The sequence below is a fragment of the Pseudoalteromonas sp. 2CM28B genome (assembly GCF_023161935.1).
Window position 1 is genome coordinate 1 of the sequence record NZ_JALNTH010000042.1, and the last position, 21,260, is coordinate 21,260.

Genomic DNA, 21,260 nt, shown 5'->3' on the forward strand with positions numbered 1-21,260 from the left:
CTCAATCTGTACGAGTGCCCACACAGATGATTGCTTTATATTGTTAAAGAACGTTGCGATTAAAGCGTTTAACTTTATCTCGCTAGGGCTGCGCATATTACGCTTTCCTATTTTTTTGTCAACACTTAATTTTGTTAAACTTGAAAGTTTTCAAAACTAAGTTTTACTCAACTCACTGAGTAGCTCGTGCCTCGCTATGCGTTGCCCTCTGCCGTCTCAGTGGGGCCGCATTATAGGGAGATCCGAAAACAGATCAACCCTTTTTTGAAGAAAACTTGAAATAAATGACTGTTCGAACAAAATTACAACTAAACGCTTAAAAAGACAACTAAACTCAAGCATATTTAGCTTCAAATGAGGTTATAAGATATTTTTTAATGATAACGTGTTGATGCTGATGTTGAAATCGCTTGTAAATAGCATCCGATTTCTTGCTATAACTATTTTAGCTAGTAGAACACTAAGGGCATTTGGCAAAAAAACATAGATATATAGTTAAGGCTTTCTTTACTTATGTATTTACTGTTTCAACCTATGACGTTAATCACAACCTTAAGTTATATAATTAGCTTATTTTTACCAATTATAGATAAATAGCATATATAGGTTAGGGGTAACATGAAGAAAGTATTTAAATAAGCGAACTATATTTCTATTAGTAGCAAATAGACTGCCTTTATTGATATGAGGCTGTTGTTTATTATTGATAAAAAATTGGGGAGGACTTGTCGCGACCCTATTACCGTGTGATAAATTTTAGGTATTAAAAAGCCGAGCATAAGCTCGGCTTTTTGGTGTCTCTTTAAAGACTTACTCTGCAGACTGTGCGTCTTCTTGAACTTCTTCGCTCGCCGCTGGGCGACCAACTAGTTCAATATAAGCCATTGGTGCATTATCACCAGCACGGAAGCCACACTTAAGAATACGAGTGTAACCACCTGGACGGTCTGTATTACGAGGACCGATTTCGCTGAACAATTTACCAACTACTTCATTATCACGCGTGCGGGCAAATGCTAAACGGCGATTTGCTACGCTGTCAGTCTTAGCCAGTGTGATTAAAGGTTCAATTACACGGCGTAACTCTTTCGCTTTAGGCAAAGTAGTTTTGATGATTTCATGTTTCACCAAAGAACCTGCCATATTGCTGAACATCGCTTTACGATGGCTACTGTTACGGTTTAATTGACGACCACTCTTACGATGGCGCATGACCCTATCCTTCTAACTAAACTAATATAGTGATTTAGATTATTCAGCTAGGCTTGCAGGCGGCCAATTTTCTAGGCGCATACCTAGAGAAAGACCACGTGAAGCTAGCACGTCTTTTATTTCAGTTAGAGACTTCTTACCTAAATTAGGCGTTTTAAGAAGCTCAACTTCAGTGCGCTGAACTAAATCACCGATATATTGAATTTGCTCGGCTTTCAAACAGTTTGCTGAACGTACTGTTAGTTCAAGATCATCAACTGGACGAAGTAGAATAGGATCGAATTCTGGCTTCTCTTCTTTCTCTTCTGGCTCAGTTACATCGCGTAAATCTACGAATGCATCTAGTTGCTCAGCTAAGATAGTAGACGCACGGCGGATCGCTTCTTCAGGATCTAAAGTACCGTTTGTTTCCATATCAATGATTAACTTGTCTAAGTCTGTACGTTGCTCAACACGGGCTGATTCAACCGAGTACGCAATACGTTCAACTGGGCTGAATGATGCATCAAGCAGCAATCGACCAATTGGACGCTCATCGTCATCAGAGGATAAACGACTAGATGCCGGCACATAACCACGACCACGCTCAACACGAATACGCATGCTGATCTCGCTGTTATTTGTAGTTAAATTACAAATAACATGATCTGGGTTAGCAATTGTTACATCGCCATCGTGCTGAATATCTGCCGCAGTCACAGGGCCTACACCAGATTTAGTCAGGGTCAGAAAAACTTCATCTTTGCCTTCTAACGTTACCGCTAGACCTTTAAGGTTTAGTAGTATTTCAATGATGTCTTCTTGTACGCCTTCTTTCGCGCTGTACTCATGCAATACACCGTCGATTTCAACTTCAGTTACTGCACATCCAGGCATAGATGATAACAGTATACGGCGTAAGGCATTACCCAAAGTGTGACCAAAGCCACGCTCGAGTGGTTCTAAAACTACTTTAGAACGCGTTGGGTTTATAGCGTCGATATCGACTAACCTTGGTTTTAGAAATTCTGTAACAGAACCCTGCATTTTATCCTCTCTTAACTCTTAACTTTACTTAGAGTAAAGTTCGACGATTAGTTGTTCATTAATGTCCGCAGACAGATCTGAACGCTCAGGTAGGCGCTTAAAGCTACCTTCCAATTTCTTACCGTCAACTTCAACCCAAGTCGGCTTTTCACGTTGCTCAGCCAACTCTAGAGCAGCGATGATACGTGCTTGTGTCTTAGACTTTTCACGGATTACAACAGTATCTTCTGGAGTAATTACGTATGAAGGAATGTTCACAACACGACCATTAACTAGAATCGCTTTGTGGCTTACTAACTGACGTGCTTCAGCGCGTGTGCTAGCAAAACCCATGCGATATACAACATTGTCTAAACGTTGCTCTAAAAGCTGTAACAAGTTTTCACCTGTATTACCTTTAAGGCGAGCAGCTTCTTTGTAGTAGTTACGGAATTGCTTTTCTAATACACCGTAGATACGACGTACTTTTTGCTTTTCACGTAATTGTAAACCGTAATCAGATAAGCGTCCTTTACGAGCGCCGTGCTGACCAGGTGCAGTCTCAAGTTTACACTTAGAGTCGATAGCTCTTACGCCGCTCTTAAGGAACAGGTCAGTACCTTCACGACGACTCAGCTTGAGCTTAGGGCCCAAATATCTTGCCATGTTATTTCTCCTAACCTATTGTTAAACGCGACGTTTCTTCGGTGGACGACAACCATTGTGTGGTATTGGCGTCACGTCAGTAATGTTGGTGATACGGTAACCAGCAGCATTCAAAGCACGTACAGCAGATTCACGACCTGGACCTGGACCTTTGATGAAAACTTCTAGATTTTTTAAACCGTATTCTTGAGCAGCAGTACCTGCACGCTCTGCAGCAACCTGAGCAGCAAATGGAGTAGATTTACGTGAACCACGGAAACCTGAACCACCGGCAGTAGCCCATGATAGTGCATTACCTTGACGGTCGGTAATCGTTACAATAGTGTTGTTGAAAGACGCATGAACATGAGCCATACCATCAGCAACTTGCTTTTTAACCTTTTTACGACGAATTGGTGTCTTAGCCATTTTACTATCCCCTTATCGCTTAATAGGCTTACGAGGACCCTTACGGGTACGCGCGTTAGTCTTTGTTCTTTGACCACGAAGTGGTAAAGAGCGACGGTGACGTAGGCCACGGAAACAACCAAGGTCCATAAGGCGCTTGATATTCAAAGTAACTTCACGACGAAGGTCACCTTCTACAGTGTACTTGCCAACTGCTTCACGCAATACGTCAAGTGTTTCGTCTGAAAGTTCACCGATTTTTGTGGTCTCGGCGATACCAGTCGCTTCTAAGATAGCCTTAGAGCGAGTCTTACCTATGCCATAAATAGCTGTTAAACCAATAACTGCATGTTTATGATCAGGGACGTTAATGCCAGCGATACGGGCCACTAACACATCTCCTATATTTGAATTTGGTAATCATCTGTTTGAAAAGCCCGTAAGGATACTCAAACGAAGACCAAATCACAACTAAAAACACAGGCCGAGAAACCTCAGCCTGCACGACTGTTTACTTAGCCTTGCCTTTGCTTATGCTTAGGCTCACTGCAAATTACGCGTACTACACCAGCACGTTTAATAACTTTACAGTTACGGCATATTTTCTTAACGGAAGCACGTACTTTCATTGCTCAACTCCGTAAACTGACCTTATCGACCGTAGCCTTTAAGGTTCGCTTTTTTCAGCACAGAATCATACTGATGTGACATCAGATGCGTCTGTACTTGTGCCATAAAGTCCATGATTACTACAACGATAATCAAAATTGATGTACCGCCGAAATAGAATGGCGTTTGCCATGCCATAGTCATGAATTCGGGCACCAGACAGATAAAGGTTATATACAAAGCACCTGCCAATGTCAGGCGTGTCATCACTTTATCAATGTATTTAGATGTCTGCTCACCTGGACGAATACCTGGGATAAATGCGCCAGATTTTTTCAGGTTGTCTGCTGTTTCACGCGGGTTAAAAACCAACGCTGTGTAGAAAAAGCAGAAGAAGATGATAGCCGCAGCTAAAACCATTGCATACAAAGGCTGACCTGGAGTCAACGTTGTAGCAATTGCTTGTAGCACATCAGCAACCGGACCTTCACCCTGGCCGAACCAGCTTGCAATTGTACCAGGGAACAGAATTATACTGCTAGCGAAGATTGGTGGAATAACACCCGCCATATTTACTTTCAGAGGTAAATGCGTGCTTTGAGCAGCAAATACTTGACGACCTTGTTGACGTTTGGCGTAGTTAACAACGATACGTCGTTGACCACGTTCAAAGAATACAACAAGATAAGTAACAGCGAATACTATAACTGCAACCATCAACAGTACAAAAACATTCAAATCACCTTGGCGCGCCATTTCGGCTGTCGAACCAATAGCAGACGGCAGGTTAGCTACAATACCAACAAATATTAGAACTGAGATACCGTTACCGATACCACGTTCTGTTATCTGTTCGCCCAACCACATAAGGAACATAGTGCCGGTTACTAAACTCACCACAGCGGTGAAGTAGAATCCCATACCTGGGTTAACAACTAACCCGTTCATCATGCCCGGTAAGCTTGTAGCAATACCGATTGATTGGATAGTAGCAAGCACAAGCGTGCCGTAGCGTGTGTACTGGCTTATCTTTTTACGCCCTTGCTCACCTTCTTTCTTAAGCTCTATAAACGGCGGATACATATGCGTTAATAGTTGCGTAATAATCGAAGCCGAGATATACGGCATGATACCCAGTGCTAACACTGAAGCTCGCTCAAGCGCACCACCGCTAAACATGTTGAACATCTCAACAATGGTGCCCTTTTGTTGCTCGAAGAAATCGGCAAGTACAGCGGCGTCAATCCCAGGGATCGGCACAAATGAACCTAGACGGTAAATTATGATAGCACCCAATACGAAGAGTAATCGGCGCTTCAATTCCGAAAGTCCACCTTGTGCACTTTGTGTATCTTGACCTGGTTTAGCCATTAGTACTTCCTTAGTCTTCTACCTTGCCTCCGGCAGCTTCGATAGCTTCGCGTGCACCTTTAGTAGCCTTAAGGCCTTTAACGGTAACAGCGCGTGAAACTTCGCCAGATTTAACAACTTTAACGAACTGAACGTTCTTTTTAACTAGACCAGCTGCTTGTAACGCGCTTAGGTCTACCACATCGCCTTCAACTTTAGCGATTTCGTATAGGTTAATTTCTGCAGATACTAATGATTTGCGAGAAGTGAAACCGAACTTAGGTAGACGACGTTGCATAGGCATTTGACCGCCTTCGAAACCAACGCGTACTTTACCGCCAGAACGTGATTTTTGACCTTTGTGACCACGGCCACCAGTCTTACCAAGACCAGAACCTATACCACGACCAACACGTTTTGGAGCAGTTTTTGAACCTGCAGCAGGTGAAAGTGTATTCAAATGCATCGAATTACCCCTCTACCTTAACCATGTAATAAACCTGGTTAATCATACCACGCACACATGCTGTGTCTTCTAACTCAACAGTGTGATTGATACGACGTAAACCAAGACCGCGTAATGTAGCTTTATGCTTCGGTAAACGACCGATAGAGCTTTTTACTTGTGTTACTTTTACAGTTTTATTAGCCATGGTTTACCCCAAAATCTCATCTACTCGAAGACCACGTTTTGCAGCGATCGACTGAGGAGAATTCATGTTCTCAAGAGCTGAGATCGTTGCACGTACAACGTTGATCGGGTTAGTAGAACCGTAACATTTAGAAAGTACGTTCTGCACACCAGTCACTTCAAGTACTGCACGCATAGCACCACCTGCAATGATACCAGTACCTTCTGATGCTGGTTTCATAAACACTTGTGAGCCAGCATGACGTCCTTTAACAGGATGCTGTAATGTGTTGCCATTTAGGTCTACGTTGATCATGTTACGACGTGCTTTTTCCATTGCTTTTTGAATAGCAGCTGGAACTTCACGTGCTTTACCATAACCGAAACCTACTTTACCTGCGCCATCACCAACTACAGTTAGTGCAGTAAAGCTAAAGATACGACCACCTTTAACTACTTTAGACACACGGTTCACCGCGATTAGCTTTTCAGCTAAATCAGGCTGTTGTTGCTTTGCTTCTACGTTAGCCATTGTCTACTCCTAGAATTGCAAACCGGCTTCACGCGCAGCATCAGCTAGCGCCTTCACACGGCCGTGATATTTAAAGCCACTGCGATCAAAAGCAAGCTTTTCGATGCCTTTGTCAGCCGCACGTTCAGCAACCGCTTTACCAACTGCTTGTGCAGCTGCAATGTTGCCTGTGCCTTTAACTGTTTCGCTAATCGCTTTCTCAACAGTAGAAGCAGCAGCCAGTACATTACCCTCAGCGTTTACAACTTGAGCGTAAATGTGACGTGGCGTGCGGTGGATAACAAGACGCGTTGTGCCTTGTTCAATATAATTTCTACGAGTGCGTTTAGCACGACGTAGACGAGCTGTTTTTTTATCCATCGTCTTACCTTACTTCTTCTTAGCCTCTTTACGGCGTACATTCTCATCTGAATAACGAACACCTTTACCTTTATAAGGCTCAGGTTTACGGTATGCACGAATGTTAGCAGCTGTTTGACCAACTAACTGCTTATCTACGCCCTTAACTAGAACTTCTGTTTGGCTTGGAGTTTCAATCGTAATTCCTTCAGGAACTGCGAAATTAACTGGGTGCGAGAAACCAAGAGTTAAGTCTAAAACTTTGCCCTTAGCTGCAGCACGGTAACCAACACCTACTAACTGAAGTTTCTTCTCGTAACCTTCATGCGTACCAACAACCATGTTGTTGATTAGAGCGCGAGCAGTACCTGCTTGTGCCCATGCATTGGCTACGCCTTCACGAGGTAAAGTTGTAATAACGTTGTCGTTAACTTGTACTTCAACTGCATCGTTGATAGTACGAGTAAGTTCACCGTTTTTGCCTTTAACTGTGATTTCCTGGCCTTTTAATGTAACTTCTACACCGGCAGGAACGTTTATTGGTGCCTTTGCTATGCGAGACATAGTTCCCCTCCGATTAAGCTACAAAACCAATGATTTCACCACCAACGCCTGCACTACGTGCTGCGCGGTCTGTCATTAGGCCTTTAGAAGTTGATACGATAGCGATACCTAAACCACCCATTACCTTTGGTAATTCGTCACGTCTCTTATAGATACGTAGACCAGGGCGACTTACACGCTGGATATTTTCAATAACAGCTTTGCCTTCGAAGTACTTTAACTCGATAGAAAGCTCAGGTTTTACATCACCACTTACTGAGAAGTCTGCGATGTAACCTTCATTTTTTAATACATTAGCTACTGCTACTTTCAGTTTCGAATTAGGCATCGTTACAGATACTTTCTTCGCTGACTGACCGTTACGGATTCGTGTAAATAAATCCGCGATAGGATCTTGCAAGCTCATAGTCTTACTCCCATGATTCTATTACCAGCTAGCCTTTTTAAGGCCAGGAATTTCACCGCGCATAGCTGCTTCGCGAACTTTAATACGGCTCATGCCGAATTTGCGAAGGAAACCATGTGGGCGGCCCGTAATGTTACAACGATTACGTTGACGTGCAGGGCTAGAATCACGAGGTAAAGCTTGTAGCTTAAGTACCGCGTCCCAACGATCATCTTCAGATGTATTAACATCACTGATGATAGCTTTTAGTGCTGCACGCTTTTCAGCGTACTGAGCAACTAGTTTAGTGCGCTTTGCTTCGCGCGCTTTCATAGAATTCTTTGCCATAACCCTACCCTTATTTCTTGAATGGGAAGTTAAACGCTTCTAACAACGCACGGCCTTCCTCATCTGATTTCGCAGATGTAGTGATTGTGATATCCATACCGCGTACACGGTCTACTTTATCATAATCAATTTCTGGGAAGATGATTTGTTCACGTACGCCCATGCTGTAGTTACCGCGTCCATCAAAAGACTTAGCACTCACACCACGGAAGTCACGGATACGTGGGATAGCGATTGAAACCAAACGCTCAAAAAAGTCCCACATACGCTCGCCGCGTAAGGTTACTTTACAACCAATTGGGTAACCTTCACGCACTTTGAAGCCAGCAACAGATTTGCGTGCTTTAGTGATTAAAGGTTTCTGACCAGAGATAGCTTCTAGATCCGCAACAGCGTTATCTAAAATCTTCTTGTCAGCTAAGGCTTCGCCCACACCCATGTTTAATGTGATCTTTTCGATCTGAGGGACTTGCATGACAGAGCTGAAACCAAACTTCTCTTGAAGTTCAGCAACTACTTTGTCTTTATATACTTCATGCAGTTTCGCCATCATTCTACTCCAACTATTAGATAGTTTTACCAGTAGATTTAAAGATACGTAATTTCTTACCATCTTCAATCTTGAAACCTACACGATCTGCTTTGCTCGTTTCCGAGTTGTAGATCGCAACGTTTGATACGTCGATAGACGCTTCTTTCTCAACAATACCGCCAGCTTGGTTCAACTGTGGAACCGGCTTTTGGTGTTTCTTGATTAAGTTAATGCCTTCGACAAATACTCGACCAGACTCGGTTACAACTGAAAGCACTTTGCCGCGCTTACCTTTGTCTTTACCTGCTAGTACGATTACTTCGTCATCACGACGGATTTTTGCTGCCATGATAGACTCCTTACAGTACTTCTGGGGCTAGTGAAACGATTTTCATGAACTTTTCATTACGAAGTTCGCGAGTCACAGGGCCGAAAATACGAGTACCAATAGGCTGCAAGTTATCATTTAAGATAACAGCCGCATTGCTGTCGAAACGGATCAATGAACCGTCTGGACGACGAACGCCTTTTTTGGTACGCACAACTACCGCGTTTTTAACATCACCTTTCTTCACTTTACCGCGAGGAATCGCTTCTTTTACAGAAACTTTAATGATATCGCCAATCGCTGCATAGCGACGGTGTGAACCACCAAGGACTTTTATACACTGCACTTTGCGAGCGCCGCTGTTATCAGCAACTTCCAGCTGAGTTTGCATTTGGATCATGTTAATGACCTCCGGTGTAGTAATTACAACTTGTCTTAAATTTGTTTAAAATCAAGACATTTCGATTGAATTCCACTCAAAAAACATACTAGATGTCTCTTAAGGGCGGGCAATTGTATCAGCATTAAGGGGGGAGTGGTAGGTTATTTTTTAATTAATTTAATAGAGGGGCAGATTAAAACTGAGTAAAAACCGCTATCTAGCTATTTTACAAGTGGTTATAAAACAAACAAGGCGCAATTAGCGCCCTGTTTCTTTTTTCTGGAGTAAATGGCTTTAGCCAAATAGTCCTTTTAATTTATCTTTTACTTTGTCTTTGGCTTTCTCTTTTGCCTTTTCTTTGACGTCATCGAGTTTTTGTTTTGCTTTATCTTTAAGTGCATTGCTTACATCTAGTTTAAAGCCAACGTCATGGAATGGGCCTTTTATTCGCAGTGGGATTTTAAAGCCCGTGCTATCATCTGTTGTACCTTGCCCTTCAATTGAATCAACAATACCTGTTACTAACCGATAATCAACACTGGTTTTGGGTAAATCTACATCGCCCTCACCTGTAATACGAATAAGTGGGCTCACCAGGGATAGATCATTATTATGTCCCACGCCATTCGTAAAATTAAAGCTACCAGTGAGCGCAGAAAAGTCAGTTTGCTCTGATTCTTCAAAGCCCGTATCTAAGCCCTCGCTTACAGCGCCAAGATTACCGGAAATAAGCTCTTTGCCTTTACGAACCATTTCAGCGATGTTTGCGCCCTTGACTGCCCCATCAGCAAATTCAAAGCCAATCTTGCCGTTTAAAGCATCAATAAAGGTTTTTTGACTTTGGCCGGTCGTGGTTAAGTTCCAATTCAATGACCCTTTACCCATAAGTTTATCAAAGCCAGCCGCATCAGTGAGTAACGGTTGTGCGTCTATGTCGGCTAAATCAAAATTTGTGCTTATTTTATACGGCGTTTGCTGCGCATTTATATTAATGACCCCTTTACCGGTGCCCTCATAGGCTTTAAAGCTATCTAAGCTTAATTTAGCAACGCTGTTGTTTAAGTCGACTGTAAATTGATTCGCACCGAGCTTAATATCATTCGCTTTTAAACCGCTTGAACGAATAACTACGTTAGCATTAAGTGCATTTAAAGCGCTTAAATCAATTTTAGTATCGTCCCAAACAATCGGCTGTGCGGCTTTAGGTTCTTCGCTTTGCGGCGCTTGCTGCTTTGCTACTGACTCCGGTAAGTAGGGATTCAAATCAAGCATACCTAGGTCTATATTAGCTTTAACCGCTAGTTTATTGCCTAAGTTTACTTCACTTTTTCCTTTAATCTCTAATTCATCTAGGGTAGCAATCAGCTCTTCTAAGTTAAACGTATCATCTATAAGGTGCATTTTACCGTTTACGCTAAACGCATTAAATGCATTTTCTTTGGCGTTTAAGTCTACTCCCTGCCAAGTTGCTAGCTCTTTAACAGAATCACCACTGAGCGCTAACTCACCTTTTATATCTTTTCCTTGTTGCGCAATACTGCCGTTAAAAGTAAGGTCGACCAAGCGAGAGTCTACGCTTTGAGTAACCTCAAACATCGCCCCTTCAATAGCTTTTGCTGGCGTATCAAGTTTTACATCTAGCTCAAAGCGCTCTTGCATATATGTAATGCCGCCTTTGATCTCTAGTGTTTTACGTAGTGAAGGAAGTAAAATAGCCAATTCCAAGTCACTAATTTGTTGTTTAGCGCCTGTTTGCCCATCTAGGTAAGTAAACGTACCACCGTAAATAGCCACTTCACCTAACTCTATATCAAAGTTTTCTGGTAGTTTGACAGCCTCACCTGATTGAGTTTGCACTTGCGGCTGTTCGGCTACAGCATCAAACAGCTGCCAGTTAGCTTTACCGTTCTTATCAGTTTCTAATAAAATATTGGGCTCGTTAATAACAAACTTATCTAGTTTGAATTCGCCGCCAAATAACGATAACCAGGGTATATGCACAGCTAATTGCTCCATACTTGCCATGTCGTCGCGCGAGCCTGTCTGCATGTTTGCAAAGTGCACATCGTTAAGCTCTAACTTTAATGCAGGAAATACACTAAGCGTTTTATCACCTTTAATAGTAAGTGTGCGCCCTGTTGTTTTTTCAACCTGCTCAGACACTTTATTAAAAATGGTATCGGTAGGAATTAAAAATGGTGCAGCAACAATTAACGCAATACAAAGTAAGAGTATTACACCAACAATTTTAAATAAGGTCTTCATGATCATCCTTTCAAACGTGCAAATAATGTTCTTATCATAGCGGGAGTTAACACTAAAAGCATTGCCCAATAACTAAAAAGCTACTTTTCTACATTCTAACGTGGGTATATGAATTGTAACTGAAACATTTTGATACCCTTAGATTACAAGAAATAATTGACAAAATGATACCCCAAGGTTGCATTGGTACCTATAGGTTACAAAATATAAATTAACACTTTCACAGGATGGACTTTATGAAACAACAAGGTATTAAAACTGAAGAAAAATTTATGAGTCACAACGCATGGTTTTCGATATTTATGGGTATTACGTTACTAATAATCAGTGGCTACCCCATTATCGGAAACACGTCAGCGCCGTTGCTGATTTTAGGAAGCACCGCATTTCTTGGCTCTTTCCTTATGTTTGTAATTAGAGGTGGCTTTACATGGAGAATGAAATACCACCTTACTTATAAAGATGAATACTTAAAGACTATAGATACAATTGCTTATAAACATGTTGTATTAGCATTGTTATTTAGTATGGGCACGGTTTATTTATTCTCTGAAGGCCTAACTTTACATATATCTCATAGCATGATGGCTACTTTTTACCTTGCTATTATGTGTTTAGTGTACGGAATTTCTACTTTTTGGCAAAGTCGTGACTAGGAGTCAAAGTGCAAAATAACATAGCAAAATTTCGTAAAGAGGCAGGGCTTTCACAGCAAGAGCTCGCTGACGCTATTAATGTATCACGCAAAACAATAAGCACTGTAGAAACAAACCGATTTACGCCATCGGTAATAATTGCGCTTAAAATAGCGAGGCACTTTAATACTTCTGTTGAAAGCTTGTTTACGCTGCAAGAGCATGATTAAACCTCGGCAATCATGGTACTTATATTAAGCATCATGATTGCATCCCTTGAATTGTTAGGTATTATGCACGGCCCTGTTGCTATTGGCGTATTTGCGCTAAAATAAAGCAGCTAAAAAATGTATCTACTCGGAGACTCTACAAGGCATGAAAAAACTGCTAATTTCACCGTCAAAAATGGCGCTAGGCGAACAAGAAAGTCAAATTTACCAAAACATCTTGAAGCAAGCTTCAGAACTAAGCCTAAACCTAATGGCCGTGAAAGTAGAAAACCACCCAGAGGATTTTTTAGGCTGGTGTTATGAGCTACTAAGTGCAAGTAAAGACCGCATAAATTACGACTTACTAGAGCCACAACAACTGCCAGTTTTAAAAAAGCTGCACGACCAGCTAACCTCAGCAATTAGCTTTTTACAGCTAAAAACATTACGGGTAGCACCTTGGCCGGTAGTGAGTATGTTTGTAGAACAACATAAAGAACTGGTGGCACTTGATGAGCAATTACGTTTAACTGCTTATATCTCAGGCCTACGTGAACAACCATTAAAAGACATGATCCCTGAAGACTTACTCGCTTTTAGCGGTAAGCACATGGCGTCACTCGACCCGAGTACTTATAACTTTGATGTAGAATGGTTTGCCTCTACAAAAAGTGCTAAAGGCTTTCACCAGATGTTGGCTGACTTGCCAGGTGCATTTGACGATGCCCTGAGCAATATCCCACTTGAGGGTGATGTAGCGCAAAGTAATTACCAACAATTTGTAATTGCTTACTTGAGTGCATTTAATGGCAGTGATGAGAAACCAACACTAGCGCCTGCAACCCGTTTATTAGCAATGCGTCGCCCTGATGTGTTTACTCCAATTAGTAACAGTCGCTTAGATGCACTTTGCTCCGCACTTGGTATCACCAAATTAAATAACCGTGACTTTGAGCGTTACTGGCAAGATGTAGTACAAAGCATTCACGCTATGTCATGGTTTAAAATGGCCAATGCTGGTAATGAACTAGAAACACAGTTGGTGGACATTAAAGCGCTTATACCTTGCTTTTTTTATTATGCAGATACTAATACTGCAGATAACTCTAACTACATTAAGCTACTTAATAAACCTACACGTAGCACTTCTAGCAGCAGTAAAGCGCCACGCCGCGGCAAAGAATCGGCTGAAATATTAGTGGACCGCGCACTTGCTGCTGATGACATCCCAGAGCATATTCGTGCTAAGCGTGATTCTATTATTAGCGAAGTACAAAAAGGCCGTGGTGTAAACGAAACAATTACACTTATGCGTACCATTTTTGGATAAAACGTATATCAAACGCAATTAGCTTTAATAAACTAGCTTAACGTTAGGGTCTGTAGACCTTTCAAGGTTAAATTTTCAAAGGCCAATAGATCCTAATATAGATAGCCTGGTAGCGCTCTAATGGTGCAGCCAGGCTTTTTTTTGCACCAGCAGTGTGTTCTTTCCTTACATACTTTTCACAAAGCGTCTTTGCGCATAATTTCAACACCTTGTTTTATAATATAAAATTTATTTTTTATTGAATAAATGGAAGCTGGCACATACAGTGCAATTCCCCCCTGCAGTAACGTAATAATACGCCGCCGTTCAAAAGGTTGTAGTCGTTTATAATAAAAAACCTTGGCGTGCAAAATCATACAATGGGAAATGAAACATGCTAAAACTACAAAAAACAATACTCATCAGTGCATTGGCATTAACAGGAATGACATCAACTACTGCATTTGCCGAAGTAACAGCCAATGCAGCCGCTACTTCTAACTACCTATGGCGCGGACAAGAGCAAACTGGGGGCGATGCAGCTGTATCTGGCGGTATTGATTACGCTAATGAATCTGGATTTTATGCGGGTACGTGGGCGTCAAATGCGTCTTGGGCCGATGAAATGACCTACGAACTAGATTTATACGCCGGTTTTGGCGGCGCTATTAATGAAAACGTAAGTTATGACGTAGGTTATATTTATTACGCTTACCCAGATGCGGCATCAGGTGCCGATGCTGATTTTTCAGAAGTTTACGGTAGCATTAGTGTGCAAGGTTTTACATTTGGTGCGGCCGTACTTGCAACATCTGCTGCCAGTGGTGATGGTACTGATTTTGGTGATTCACTGTATTTAAACGCCGATTACAGCTTCGCTGTTGGTAGCAATGGCACTGAAATGGCGCTACACATAGGGCATTACTCAGGCGATTTCATCGGTGATGACAATATTATTGATTATGGCGTATCAGTTTCTAAGGATGGTTTTACCTTTGGTCTATCTGATAACGACATGGACGGCTCAGATGTTAAAGCTTATGTAGCCTACGCTGTCGACTTTAGCTTATAAAAAGAATGTGTTACTTGCTGCAACACTAAGGGCCGAAAGGCCCTTTTCTCGATCCTACAGCCATCAATCGACTAAGCTCAGATTTTATGTCAAAACTTACCTTACACTTAGACGACTTAATTTGAACTGCTTAGCGACAACCGCTGACTCAATTCTTTGATATGGCCTGTGCCCAATAAGCTTAGATGTGTTAACAACCAAGTAGAAACAATTTGCTCATTCGCAACTCTTCCCGTAAAGCACGAATAATCACTCAGCAACAATTAAACAATATATTTACATTTGTCCCCCCCCTGATATATTGTTTAAGAATCAATAAAAAAGGAATTATATATGATGAAAAAAATGATAGTCGTAATTTTATTGCTACCCACTTTACTAATAGCAAAATATGTTTCAGCACAAGGTGATAGCCTTATTTGTAGCAATTACTGGAAGGCACAATTTTCAAGCTGTCCTGCCGAGCAAATTACTTTTATAAAACAGCAAACCTACATACCTACTTTACAAGACAGCTGTAGTAATGGTGATGCTATTTGTATTGGAGATGTGAATCCGCAGCCATCCTATCAACCTTACGCTATTTATAATATTGATGATAACGAAGTCAATAGATTCCAGGTCACAATATACCCCAAAGTGATTAACGCAAATGGCCTTATAACTCAACAAGGCCGCATCGACGTTCAACGCGTAAACCCTACACAACACGAACGTGACTTTGTAAAACACTTAAATGAAGCACAGCATTACCATATGCAAGTACAGGACGCATTGACGTTTACTCAAAAAGGCGGAGTCATGTATTCGGGGAGTGAGCAGTCAACGGTAAAATCGTCTCTCAATGCCTGTAAAACCGCGATGAACTATGTTAATGGTGATGATGATTGCCGGGGTATATTAAACGACGAGATTCGCCTTGAAGTACAAAATAATGCTAACGCAATTTCAGTCGTTGCTGCACTCGATAAAGCAAGCGCCTTTATTAAACTAGTTTTAGGTAATGTTGAAACTAACAATTTAAATAAAGTACTCAATTACGATGTGGTTATGAGCTTTGATGATGGCAGTCTTTTAGTTGTCAACGTAGATGTAACTAAAGGGGTTGCAAAAATCATTGCTGATTTAGACGCTTCAAGTGCTGCTAATGGGGATACTCTGACACAATTCTTAGAATCTCAAAATGTTATTAAGGGATCTCACTCTCCTGATGAGTTAGAGTCTTTAATTAACAATCCACAAAGAGGCAATCTGCAAACTCAATGTCGCCCTCGTGGCGTAATGACTGGCGTAAATGTAAAGCATGTACGCACTGTTATAATTGTAGACAAACACGGTAACGAGCGCGTTGTAAATATTTATCAAAAAGAAACTACCTTTATCGCCGTTAGTAACTGCTAACTTTAATATTTATCGCGCGATGTCGAATCGCGCTATAAAATAACCTTTCACTTTACGGCACACTATGCCCTGTAGAGCCCTGCCAAATACGATACCATTGCTCACGGTTTAATTTTAACCGCTTAGCTGCAACCGCAGACTCAATACGTTTGATATTGCCCGTACCAAGTACTACCGATGGTGTACTTGGGTGCATTAACAGCCAGGCATATACGACTTGATCTATTGAACTTGCACCAATCTCGCTGCCAACTTGTTCAAGCACGTGGCGTAGACGAATGGCTTTTTCATCGTTTTCTGCGAACAAGCACCCGCCTGCCAGCGGTGACCAACACATAGGTTTAATATCGAGTAACTGACATTGATCCAACGTGCCATCATCAAGGGCTTTCATTTCATAAGGTGAAAACTCTATTTGATTTGTGACCAATTCGAAGTCCAAGCGTGACTGCAATAAACTCAACTGTGAAGGAGTAAAATTAGATACACCAAACTCCAGTACATCGCCGTTTTGCTTTAAGGTATTAAATGCCTGCGCGACTTCATCGGCAGCCATTAAGTAATCAGGGCGATGAATAAGTAATACATCTAGACGGTCGGTATTAAAGTGCTTAAGGGATTGCTGAGCTGAAGTGATGATATGCTGTGCAGTTGAGTCATAATGATTAGCCTTACCCACTAAGCCTAAGCTTGCAAAGGCTGGTTTAATACCGCATTTAGTAATAATTTTAATTTCATCACGAATACTTGGCTTTAGTGCCAATGCTTTACCAAACTCACGCTCACAGCCATATTCGCCGTAGATATCAGCATGATCAGTATGCTTAATGCCAGCTTCAATTGCCTACTCAAGGAACGTTAAACATTGCTGCGGAGAAACTTGCCAATCAAGTAGTCGCCAAAAACCAAGTACTAACTCATCTATTTTTCGTTCTAAGTTGTCCATCTCTACCTTCATTTTATTAATTAATATCTCAACAATTAAGCGAACGTTAATAAACCGTTACATTTTAACCGCATTTATGCAAGGGTTATGCTTTATTCTACCGACTTAATAAGGTATTAATAGTGATATTATTTGTACTAATACAACGGCTAAAAAGGAATAATCATGAAGTCATCTAACGCGCTATCTGCTTGTATCGACATTTTTATCAGCCCAAGCAAGGCTTTTAATGGGCTAAAAGAAGCTAAAGGCTGGTCTTGGCTTGCTTTTGCACTTCTCGCTCTAACCCTTGCAGCCTCTGCTTATACATTTTATACCACTGCAGACTCACAATTTATTTTAGACCAGCAGGTTGCTGCAGCGAGTGTGGATGCCACAATCGGCGAGAAAAAAATGATCCGTCAAAGTATGGAGCAAAGCCTCGATAACCAAGTGTGGTTTGCAATTGGCGGGGGTATTTTCGGCCTTCTTTTTATAAATGCACTCCTATCTGGGTATTACATGTTGATATCTAAGCAAGACCCTGATGCTAATTATAGCTATGGTGCGTGGTATGGTTTTGGTGTTTGGAGCATGATGCCCATGGTTATTTCAAGTTTAGGTGTTGTTGCGCTAGTTCTTACAGCCAGTAACAATGAATTACCTATTAGTTTATTCAATTACGCGTCTATAAATCAGTTATTTCTGGGATTAGAGCTTGGAGATAGCTTCTATAATATGATGGAGAGTTTAAGTATTTTTAGTCTTTGGAGCATAGCTTTGGTTGCTATTGGGTTAAAATGTTGGACTAATTTCAGCTTTAATAAAGCACTTCTTTTTGCTGCGCTACCGACCATTATCATTTACAGCATCTGGACAATTATTATTGTTGCTTAAAGGAATGTAGGCAAACTTTTCTGCCTACTCATAAATACGGAAATAAAAATGAAAAAAGCGATTATCATTACCCTTGCAATTGCAGCTTTTATTGCTCTTGTTGTATCAAAGCAAATTACTGGCGATGAAAAAGCACCAGAGGTAAATGTTGCACAGGTTGAGCAAGGTAGTATTGCAGACTCCATTATGGCCTCTGGCAATTTAGTCTTTAATACTCAAGTGCAGTTACGTTCAGAGGTAACCGGACGAGTCGACAAGGTGTTTGTTGAAGAAGGGCAAAGTGTAAAACAAGGCGACATTTTAATGCGCTTAGATACCACTGCTTTTGAGTCAGAAGTAACACGTAATAAAGCGGTATTGCGAGCTAGCGAAATAGAAATAAAACATAGTAAAACACGCCTTTTGAATATTGAACGTCAGCTTAAACGTCAAAAAGAGCTTTATGACGTAGGCCTAGCAGGGCAAGAAGTATACGAGAACTTACAAAATGCACGCGACCTTGCCAAAATAGATATTGAAGCCAGAGTAGAGTCTTATAATCAAGCCAAAGCCTCTCTTTCAATCGCTGAAGATAGACTTAGCAAAAGTGTATTTCGTGCTCCAATGAGTGGTTTGCTCGCCTCAGTAAATATTAAAGAAGGCGAAACCGTTATTGCCGGCACCACTAATATTATTGGCTCAGATTTAATGCTGGTTGCCGACCCAAGCGCTATTTTAGCTGAGCTCAGAGTTGATGAAACTGATATTGCTGGTATTAAGTTGGACCAGCATGCAGATATTTATGCTGCTGCGTACCCCAATCAACCCTTCACTGGCAAGGTCATTAACATTGGAACCTCAGCAAAAAACCAAGCAGGTTCACAAGGTTTATCATTTCGAGTGAAAGTGTTACTTGATAATACCGATAGGCAACTATATGCAGGTATGAGCTGCCGTGCAGAAATCGCAACAAGCCTTGCTGTGAATGGCTTAAAGCTCCCTATCGAAGCCGTACAAAAAGAAGATGACAAAACGTTTGTATGGCGTTTGAACGACGATAACACTGTAAGCAAAGCCTATGTAGAAGTGGGTATTTCTTCAGATATAGAGCAAGCAATTACCCAAGGTTTAAATAAAGGGGAGCGAATTGTTATTGGCCCTGCACGTCCTATCAGTAAACTAAAAGAAAATGATACGGTAAAAGTTAAGCAAACAACTGCCAAGGATGCGCAATAATGTCGGCGGTAATCAAGCTTGAGCATATTAACAAGCAATACAAAATGGGTGAGCAAATATTTAAGGCCCTAGATGATGTAAACGTGGTCATTAATGAAAACGAGTATGTCGCTATAATCGGTCCTTCAGGTTCAGGTAAGTCAACTTTAATGAACTTATTGGGTTGCTTAGATACTCCAACTACTGGGGATTACTTTTTAAAAGATAAACTTGTAAAAAGTATGACAGAAACCGAGCTCGCTCATCAGCGTAACGAAAGTGTTGGCTTTATTTTTCAGAGCTTTAACTTACTTCCGCGTGCGTCGGCACTTGAAAATGTGATGCAGCCTTTGGTTTATAGGTTTATACCCGCAAAACAACGTAAACAAAAAGCCCTCGATGCACTCAAACGTGTAGGACTCGGTGATAAAGTGGATCATCTATCAAGCCAGTTGTCTGGTGGGCAACGCCAGCGTGTTGCCATTGCACGAGCGCTAGTGACTAAACCGCATATTTTACTCGGTGACGAACCAACCGGGAATCTAGACAGCAAAACTACCACTGAAATTATGGCGTTATTTGATGAGCTACATAATGAAGGCCACACCATTATTTTGGTAACTCACGAACAAGAAATTGCAGATCATTGCCAGCGAGTTATTCGCTTAGTTGATGGCAAGGTAGTGAGCGATGTGCGTAAAGGTGAAGGAGACAAACAGCATGTTTAAATCTGCTATTGCAATTATGGAAGGAACAAAAGCAGCACTAATGGCCATTAAAGCCAATGCCATGCGAAGCGCACTCACTTGTTTAGGGATTATAATTGGGGTTGCCGCGGTTATTACAGTGGTAGCCGTTATGCAAGGCTTTACTAAGCAAATTAACGATCAACTCGCAGATATGGCACCTGATGTAACCACAATTAAACCCTTTACCAGCATTGAACAAGAAATGGTGGGCAAAAATGCTAAACTCACTTACAACGATTTTTTAGTCTTAAAAGCCCGAGTAAAAGAGGCTGAAACACTCACTGCACTGATGTTTACTTGGCGTTTTTCTGGTGGCGCTGAATATGGAAATAAAAGCCATTCATCACGAGTAATGGGTACAGAGCAAGATTACCAAAAAGCGTATAGAACCTTTCCAGAACTTGGGCGCTTTATTCGCGCAGAGGATGATGAAAAGCGCCGTCGAGTCGCTTTTATTGGTCCATCCATTATTGAAAAGCTAAACCTGCCAAAAAACCCTGTAGGCGAATATATTAAACTTGGCGGCGAGTGGTTTAGAATTATTGGCGTGGCTGAAAAACAAGGTAGTTTATTGGGGTTCGATCAAGACGATTATATTAACATTCCAATCAGCACCATGAGCGCATTAGAGGGTGCGAGCAGCACAAGTAATGTACAAATTATGTTTAGACTCAAGGAAGGCAGTGAGGAAGAACTAGTACTTGCCAAAATCACCCGCATTTTACGGCAATTACATAAGTTAAAAGATGAGCAAGAAAACGACTTTGAGTTTGAAACCGCCGAAAAAGCACGTGCTAATGTTGACAAATTTACGGGCAGCGCTACCGCAATAACCGCAGGGATTGTTGGTATCAGTCTTGTTGTTGGCGGTATTGGCGTAATGAATATTATGTTGGTATCAGTAACTGAGCGTACCCGTGTTATCGGCACACTAAAAGCACTCGGTGCAACACCAGGGTTTATTATGTTGCAGTTTTTAGTTGAAGCTGTGGTGCTGTCATTATTTGGAGGCTTAATTGGCTTGGTCATTGGCTATGGTGCTGCCGAGCTCATTTCGCTCTCTGTACCAAGCATGCCCGACGCTTATATACCAGGCTGGGCTATTATGCTGTCGTTTGGTTTTACCTCTTTAATCGGTATTATATTTGGTTTAGCTCCCGCAATAAAAGCAGCTAGGCTTAATCCCATTGATGCCTTACGTTATGAATAACCACTCAAAATAGCGACCTGTTTGCTTAAAATAGTATCCTAAAATAGCTGACTTTTACTGTTTTAGGATACCTAATAGGCTCTTATCTATTGGCTAAGCTTTGTAATATGATATAAATATTTTA

The 21,260-nt window shown here is 41.4% G+C and carries 27 protein-coding genes and 1 pseudogene; 9 read left to right on the plus strand and 19 right to left on the minus strand.

Annotated features, from left to right (window positions below; translation table 11 throughout):
- Positions 1-810: 810 nt before the first annotated feature.
- The 18 genes from rplQ to MTN96_RS31305 all read right to left on the minus strand — a co-directional run bounded on the left by rplQ (position 811) and on the right by MTN96_RS31305 (position 11,535).
- Positions 811-1,212: a 50S ribosomal protein L17 gene (rplQ, locus tag MTN96_RS31220; protein WP_013466072.1), complete on the minus strand. Its 402-nt coding sequence runs from the start codon at positions 1,210-1,212 to the stop codon at positions 811-813.
- A 39-nt stretch (positions 1,213-1,251) separates the two neighbouring features.
- Complete coding sequence (locus tag MTN96_RS31225; protein WP_008115371.1) at positions 1,252-2,238, minus strand: DNA-directed RNA polymerase subunit alpha; 987 nt, start codon at positions 2,236-2,238, stop codon at positions 1,252-1,254.
- Between the two features lie 24 nt (positions 2,239-2,262).
- A complete protein-coding gene (gene rpsD / locus MTN96_RS31230) occupies positions 2,263-2,883 on the minus strand; it encodes a 30S ribosomal protein S4 (RefSeq protein WP_002959461.1) in 621 nt (206 codons plus the stop codon).
- Positions 2,884-2,904: 21 nt separating this feature from the next.
- Complete coding sequence (gene rpsK / locus MTN96_RS31235; RefSeq protein WP_002959471.1) at positions 2,905-3,291, minus strand: 30S ribosomal protein S11; 387 nt, start codon at positions 3,289-3,291, stop codon at positions 2,905-2,907.
- A gap of 12 nt (positions 3,292-3,303) precedes the next feature.
- Entirely contained in the window at positions 3,304-3,660 is a 357-nt protein-coding gene (gene rpsM, locus MTN96_RS31240; RefSeq protein ID WP_008115377.1) for a 30S ribosomal protein S13, read from the minus strand.
- A gap of 125 nt (positions 3,661-3,785) precedes the next feature.
- Positions 3,786-3,899: a 50S ribosomal protein L36 gene (gene rpmJ, locus MTN96_RS31245; RefSeq protein WP_002959476.1), complete on the minus strand. Its 114-nt coding sequence runs from the start codon at positions 3,897-3,899 to the stop codon at positions 3,786-3,788.
- Between the two features lie 22 nt (positions 3,900-3,921).
- Positions 3,922-5,250: a preprotein translocase subunit SecY gene (gene secY / locus MTN96_RS31250; RefSeq protein WP_008115380.1), complete on the minus strand. Its 1,329-nt coding sequence runs from the start codon at positions 5,248-5,250 to the stop codon at positions 3,922-3,924.
- Positions 5,251-5,260: 10 nt separating this feature from the next.
- Positions 5,261-5,695 (minus strand): 50S ribosomal protein L15, encoded by a 435-nt coding sequence (rplO, locus tag MTN96_RS31255; protein WP_013466073.1) that lies wholly within the window; start codon positions 5,693-5,695, stop codon positions 5,261-5,263.
- 4 nt (positions 5,696-5,699) lie between these two features.
- Positions 5,700-5,882: a 50S ribosomal protein L30 gene (gene rpmD / locus MTN96_RS31260; RefSeq protein ID WP_008115384.1), complete on the minus strand. Its 183-nt coding sequence runs from the start codon at positions 5,880-5,882 to the stop codon at positions 5,700-5,702.
- Between the two features lie 3 nt (positions 5,883-5,885).
- Entirely contained in the window at positions 5,886-6,392 is a 507-nt protein-coding gene (gene rpsE, locus MTN96_RS31265) for a 30S ribosomal protein S5 (protein WP_008115387.1), read from the minus strand.
- A 9-nt stretch (positions 6,393-6,401) separates the two neighbouring features.
- Positions 6,402-6,752, minus strand: a complete 351-nt coding sequence (gene rplR, locus MTN96_RS31270) for a 50S ribosomal protein L18 (protein WP_036980454.1) — start codon at positions 6,750-6,752, stop codon at positions 6,402-6,404.
- 9 nt (positions 6,753-6,761) lie between these two features.
- Positions 6,762-7,295 (minus strand): 50S ribosomal protein L6, encoded by a 534-nt coding sequence (gene rplF / locus MTN96_RS31275; RefSeq protein WP_006794247.1) that lies wholly within the window; start codon positions 7,293-7,295, stop codon positions 6,762-6,764.
- A 13-nt stretch (positions 7,296-7,308) separates the two neighbouring features.
- Complete coding sequence (rpsH, locus tag MTN96_RS31280) at positions 7,309-7,701, minus strand: 30S ribosomal protein S8 (RefSeq protein WP_016899320.1); 393 nt, start codon at positions 7,699-7,701, stop codon at positions 7,309-7,311.
- A gap of 21 nt (positions 7,702-7,722) precedes the next feature.
- Positions 7,723-8,028, minus strand: a complete 306-nt coding sequence (rpsN, locus tag MTN96_RS31285; protein WP_006794245.1) for a 30S ribosomal protein S14 — start codon at positions 8,026-8,028, stop codon at positions 7,723-7,725.
- A 10-nt stretch (positions 8,029-8,038) separates the two neighbouring features.
- Positions 8,039-8,578, minus strand: a complete 540-nt coding sequence (gene rplE, locus MTN96_RS31290; RefSeq protein WP_010392500.1) for a 50S ribosomal protein L5 — start codon at positions 8,576-8,578, stop codon at positions 8,039-8,041.
- A gap of 16 nt (positions 8,579-8,594) precedes the next feature.
- Complete coding sequence (gene rplX / locus MTN96_RS31295; protein WP_004589210.1) at positions 8,595-8,909, minus strand: 50S ribosomal protein L24; 315 nt, start codon at positions 8,907-8,909, stop codon at positions 8,595-8,597.
- A gap of 10 nt (positions 8,910-8,919) precedes the next feature.
- Positions 8,920-9,288, minus strand: a complete 369-nt coding sequence (rplN, locus tag MTN96_RS31300; protein WP_008115397.1) for a 50S ribosomal protein L14 — start codon at positions 9,286-9,288, stop codon at positions 8,920-8,922.
- Between the two features lie 276 nt (positions 9,289-9,564).
- Positions 9,565-11,535 carry an AsmA family protein gene (locus tag MTN96_RS31305; RefSeq protein ID WP_248534033.1) on the minus strand — a complete coding sequence of 657 codons (1,971 nt, stop codon included), beginning with the start codon at positions 11,533-11,535 and terminating at the stop codon, positions 9,565-9,567.
- Positions 11,536-11,771: 236 nt separating this feature from the next.
- Here MTN96_RS31305 and MTN96_RS31310 point away from each other — a divergent pair, with 236 nt between their 5' ends.
- From MTN96_RS31310 to MTN96_RS31330, 5 genes are all read left to right on the plus strand, one after another.
- Positions 11,772-12,191 (plus strand): hypothetical protein, encoded by a 420-nt coding sequence (locus MTN96_RS31310; RefSeq protein WP_288989569.1) that lies wholly within the window; start codon positions 11,772-11,774, stop codon positions 12,189-12,191.
- Positions 12,192-12,199: 8 nt separating this feature from the next.
- Positions 12,200-12,400 carry a helix-turn-helix transcriptional regulator gene (locus MTN96_RS31315; protein WP_036980460.1) on the plus strand — a complete coding sequence of 67 codons (201 nt, stop codon included), beginning with the start codon at positions 12,200-12,202 and terminating at the stop codon, positions 12,398-12,400.
- 145 nt (positions 12,401-12,545) lie between these two features.
- Positions 12,546-13,709 (plus strand): hypothetical protein, encoded by a 1,164-nt coding sequence (locus tag MTN96_RS31320; RefSeq protein ID WP_036980462.1) that lies wholly within the window; start codon positions 12,546-12,548, stop codon positions 13,707-13,709.
- Positions 13,710-14,082: 373 nt separating this feature from the next.
- Entirely contained in the window at positions 14,083-14,760 is a 678-nt protein-coding gene (locus MTN96_RS31325) for a TorF family putative porin (RefSeq protein WP_138626097.1), read from the plus strand.
- Between the two features lie 333 nt (positions 14,761-15,093).
- Positions 15,094-16,161, plus strand: coding sequence for a hypothetical protein (locus tag MTN96_RS31330; protein ID WP_248534037.1), 1,068 nt, complete (start codon positions 15,094-15,096; stop codon positions 16,159-16,161).
- Positions 16,162-16,213: 52 nt separating this feature from the next.
- On the opposite strand, the pseudogene MTN96_RS31335 reads toward MTN96_RS31330, so the two are convergent.
- Positions 16,214-17,107 (minus strand): annotated as a pseudogene (locus MTN96_RS31335) (aldo/keto reductase).
- 165 nt (positions 17,108-17,272) lie between these two features.
- On the opposite strand from MTN96_RS31335, the gene MTN96_RS31340 reads away from it, so the two are divergent.
- The 4 genes from MTN96_RS31340 to MTN96_RS31355 are packed head-to-tail and all read left to right on the plus strand — an operon-like array spanning position 17,273 to position 21,136.
- Entirely contained in the window at positions 17,273-17,983 is a 711-nt protein-coding gene (locus MTN96_RS31340; protein ID WP_013466079.1) for a YIP1 family protein, read from the plus strand.
- Between the two features lie 48 nt (positions 17,984-18,031).
- Positions 18,032-19,198, plus strand: a complete 1,167-nt coding sequence (locus tag MTN96_RS31345; protein ID WP_024602207.1) for an efflux RND transporter periplasmic adaptor subunit — start codon at positions 18,032-18,034, stop codon at positions 19,196-19,198.
- A complete protein-coding gene (locus MTN96_RS31350; protein WP_008467268.1) occupies positions 19,198-19,905 on the plus strand; it encodes an ABC transporter ATP-binding protein in 708 nt (235 codons plus the stop codon). Before MTN96_RS31345 ends, MTN96_RS31350 begins: the two co-directional genes overlap by 1 nt.
- Entirely contained in the window at positions 19,898-21,136 is a 1,239-nt protein-coding gene (locus MTN96_RS31355; RefSeq protein ID WP_248534038.1) for an ABC transporter permease, read from the plus strand. The genes MTN96_RS31350 and MTN96_RS31355 overlap by 8 nt, the downstream gene beginning before the upstream one ends.
- Positions 21,137-21,260: the final 124 nt, after the last annotated feature.

Excerpts from the sequence above, each read along its gene's own strand:
- MTN96_RS31330 (WP_248534037.1), top strand. The coding sequence starts at position 15,094 with ATGATGAAAAAAATGATAGTCGTAATTTTATTGCTACCCACTTTACTA.
- MTN96_RS31345 (WP_024602207.1), top strand. The coding sequence starts at position 18,032 with ATGAAAAAAGCGATTATCATTACCCTTGCAATTGCAGCTTTTATTGCT.
- MTN96_RS31325 (WP_138626097.1), top strand. The coding sequence starts at position 14,083 with ATGCTAAAACTACAAAAAACAATACTCATCAGTGCATTGGCATTAACA.
- secY (WP_008115380.1), bottom strand. The coding sequence starts at position 5,250 with ATGGCTAAACCAGGTCAAGATACACAAAGTGCACAAGGTGGACTTTCG.
- rpmJ (WP_002959476.1), bottom strand. The coding sequence starts at position 3,899 with ATGAAAGTACGTGCTTCCGTTAAGAAAATATGCCGTAACTGTAAAGTT.
- rplR (WP_036980454.1), bottom strand. The coding sequence starts at position 6,752 with ATGGATAAAAAAACAGCTCGTCTACGTCGTGCTAAACGCACTCGTAGA.
- rplO (WP_013466073.1), bottom strand. The coding sequence starts at position 5,695 with ATGCATTTGAATACACTTTCACCTGCTGCAGGTTCAAAAACTGCTCCA.
- MTN96_RS31350 (WP_008467268.1), top strand. The coding sequence starts at position 19,198 with ATGTCGGCGGTAATCAAGCTTGAGCATATTAACAAGCAATACAAAATG.
- rplE (WP_010392500.1), bottom strand. The coding sequence starts at position 8,578 with ATGGCGAAACTGCATGAAGTATATAAAGACAAAGTAGTTGCTGAACTT.
- rplF (WP_006794247.1), bottom strand. The coding sequence starts at position 7,295 with ATGTCTCGCATAGCAAAGGCACCAATAAACGTTCCTGCCGGTGTAGAA.
- rpsD (WP_002959461.1), bottom strand. The coding sequence starts at position 2,883 with ATGGCAAGATATTTGGGCCCTAAGCTCAAGCTGAGTCGTCGTGAAGGT.
- rplX (WP_004589210.1), bottom strand. The coding sequence starts at position 8,909 with ATGGCAGCAAAAATCCGTCGTGATGACGAAGTAATCGTACTAGCAGGT.
- MTN96_RS31355 (WP_248534038.1), top strand. The coding sequence starts at position 19,898 with ATGTTTAAATCTGCTATTGCAATTATGGAAGGAACAAAAGCAGCACTA.
- rplN (WP_008115397.1), bottom strand. The coding sequence starts at position 9,288 with ATGATCCAAATGCAAACTCAGCTGGAAGTTGCTGATAACAGCGGCGCT.
- rpsK (WP_002959471.1), bottom strand. The coding sequence starts at position 3,291 with ATGGCTAAGACACCAATTCGTCGTAAAAAGGTTAAAAAGCAAGTTGCT.
- MTN96_RS31225 (WP_008115371.1), bottom strand. The coding sequence starts at position 2,238 with ATGCAGGGTTCTGTTACAGAATTTCTAAAACCAAGGTTAGTCGATATC.
- rpsN (WP_006794245.1), bottom strand. The coding sequence starts at position 8,028 with ATGGCAAAGAATTCTATGAAAGCGCGCGAAGCAAAGCGCACTAAACTA.
- rpsH (WP_016899320.1), bottom strand. The coding sequence starts at position 7,701 with ATGAGCTTGCAAGATCCTATCGCGGATTTATTTACACGAATCCGTAAC.
- MTN96_RS31340 (WP_013466079.1), top strand. The coding sequence starts at position 17,273 with ATGAAGTCATCTAACGCGCTATCTGCTTGTATCGACATTTTTATCAGC.
- MTN96_RS31320 (WP_036980462.1), top strand. The coding sequence starts at position 12,546 with ATGAAAAAACTGCTAATTTCACCGTCAAAAATGGCGCTAGGCGAACAA.
- rpmD (WP_008115384.1), bottom strand. The coding sequence starts at position 5,882 with ATGGCTAATAAAACTGTAAAAGTAACACAAGTAAAAAGCTCTATCGGT.
- MTN96_RS31305 (WP_248534033.1), bottom strand. The coding sequence starts at position 11,535 with ATGAAGACCTTATTTAAAATTGTTGGTGTAATACTCTTACTTTGTATT.
- MTN96_RS31310 (WP_288989569.1), top strand. The coding sequence starts at position 11,772 with ATGAAACAACAAGGTATTAAAACTGAAGAAAAATTTATGAGTCACAAC.
- rplQ (WP_013466072.1), bottom strand. The coding sequence starts at position 1,212 with ATGCGCCATCGTAAGAGTGGTCGTCAATTAAACCGTAACAGTAGCCAT.
- rpsE (WP_008115387.1), bottom strand. The coding sequence starts at position 6,392 with ATGGCTAACGTAGAAGCAAAGCAACAACAGCCTGATTTAGCTGAAAAG.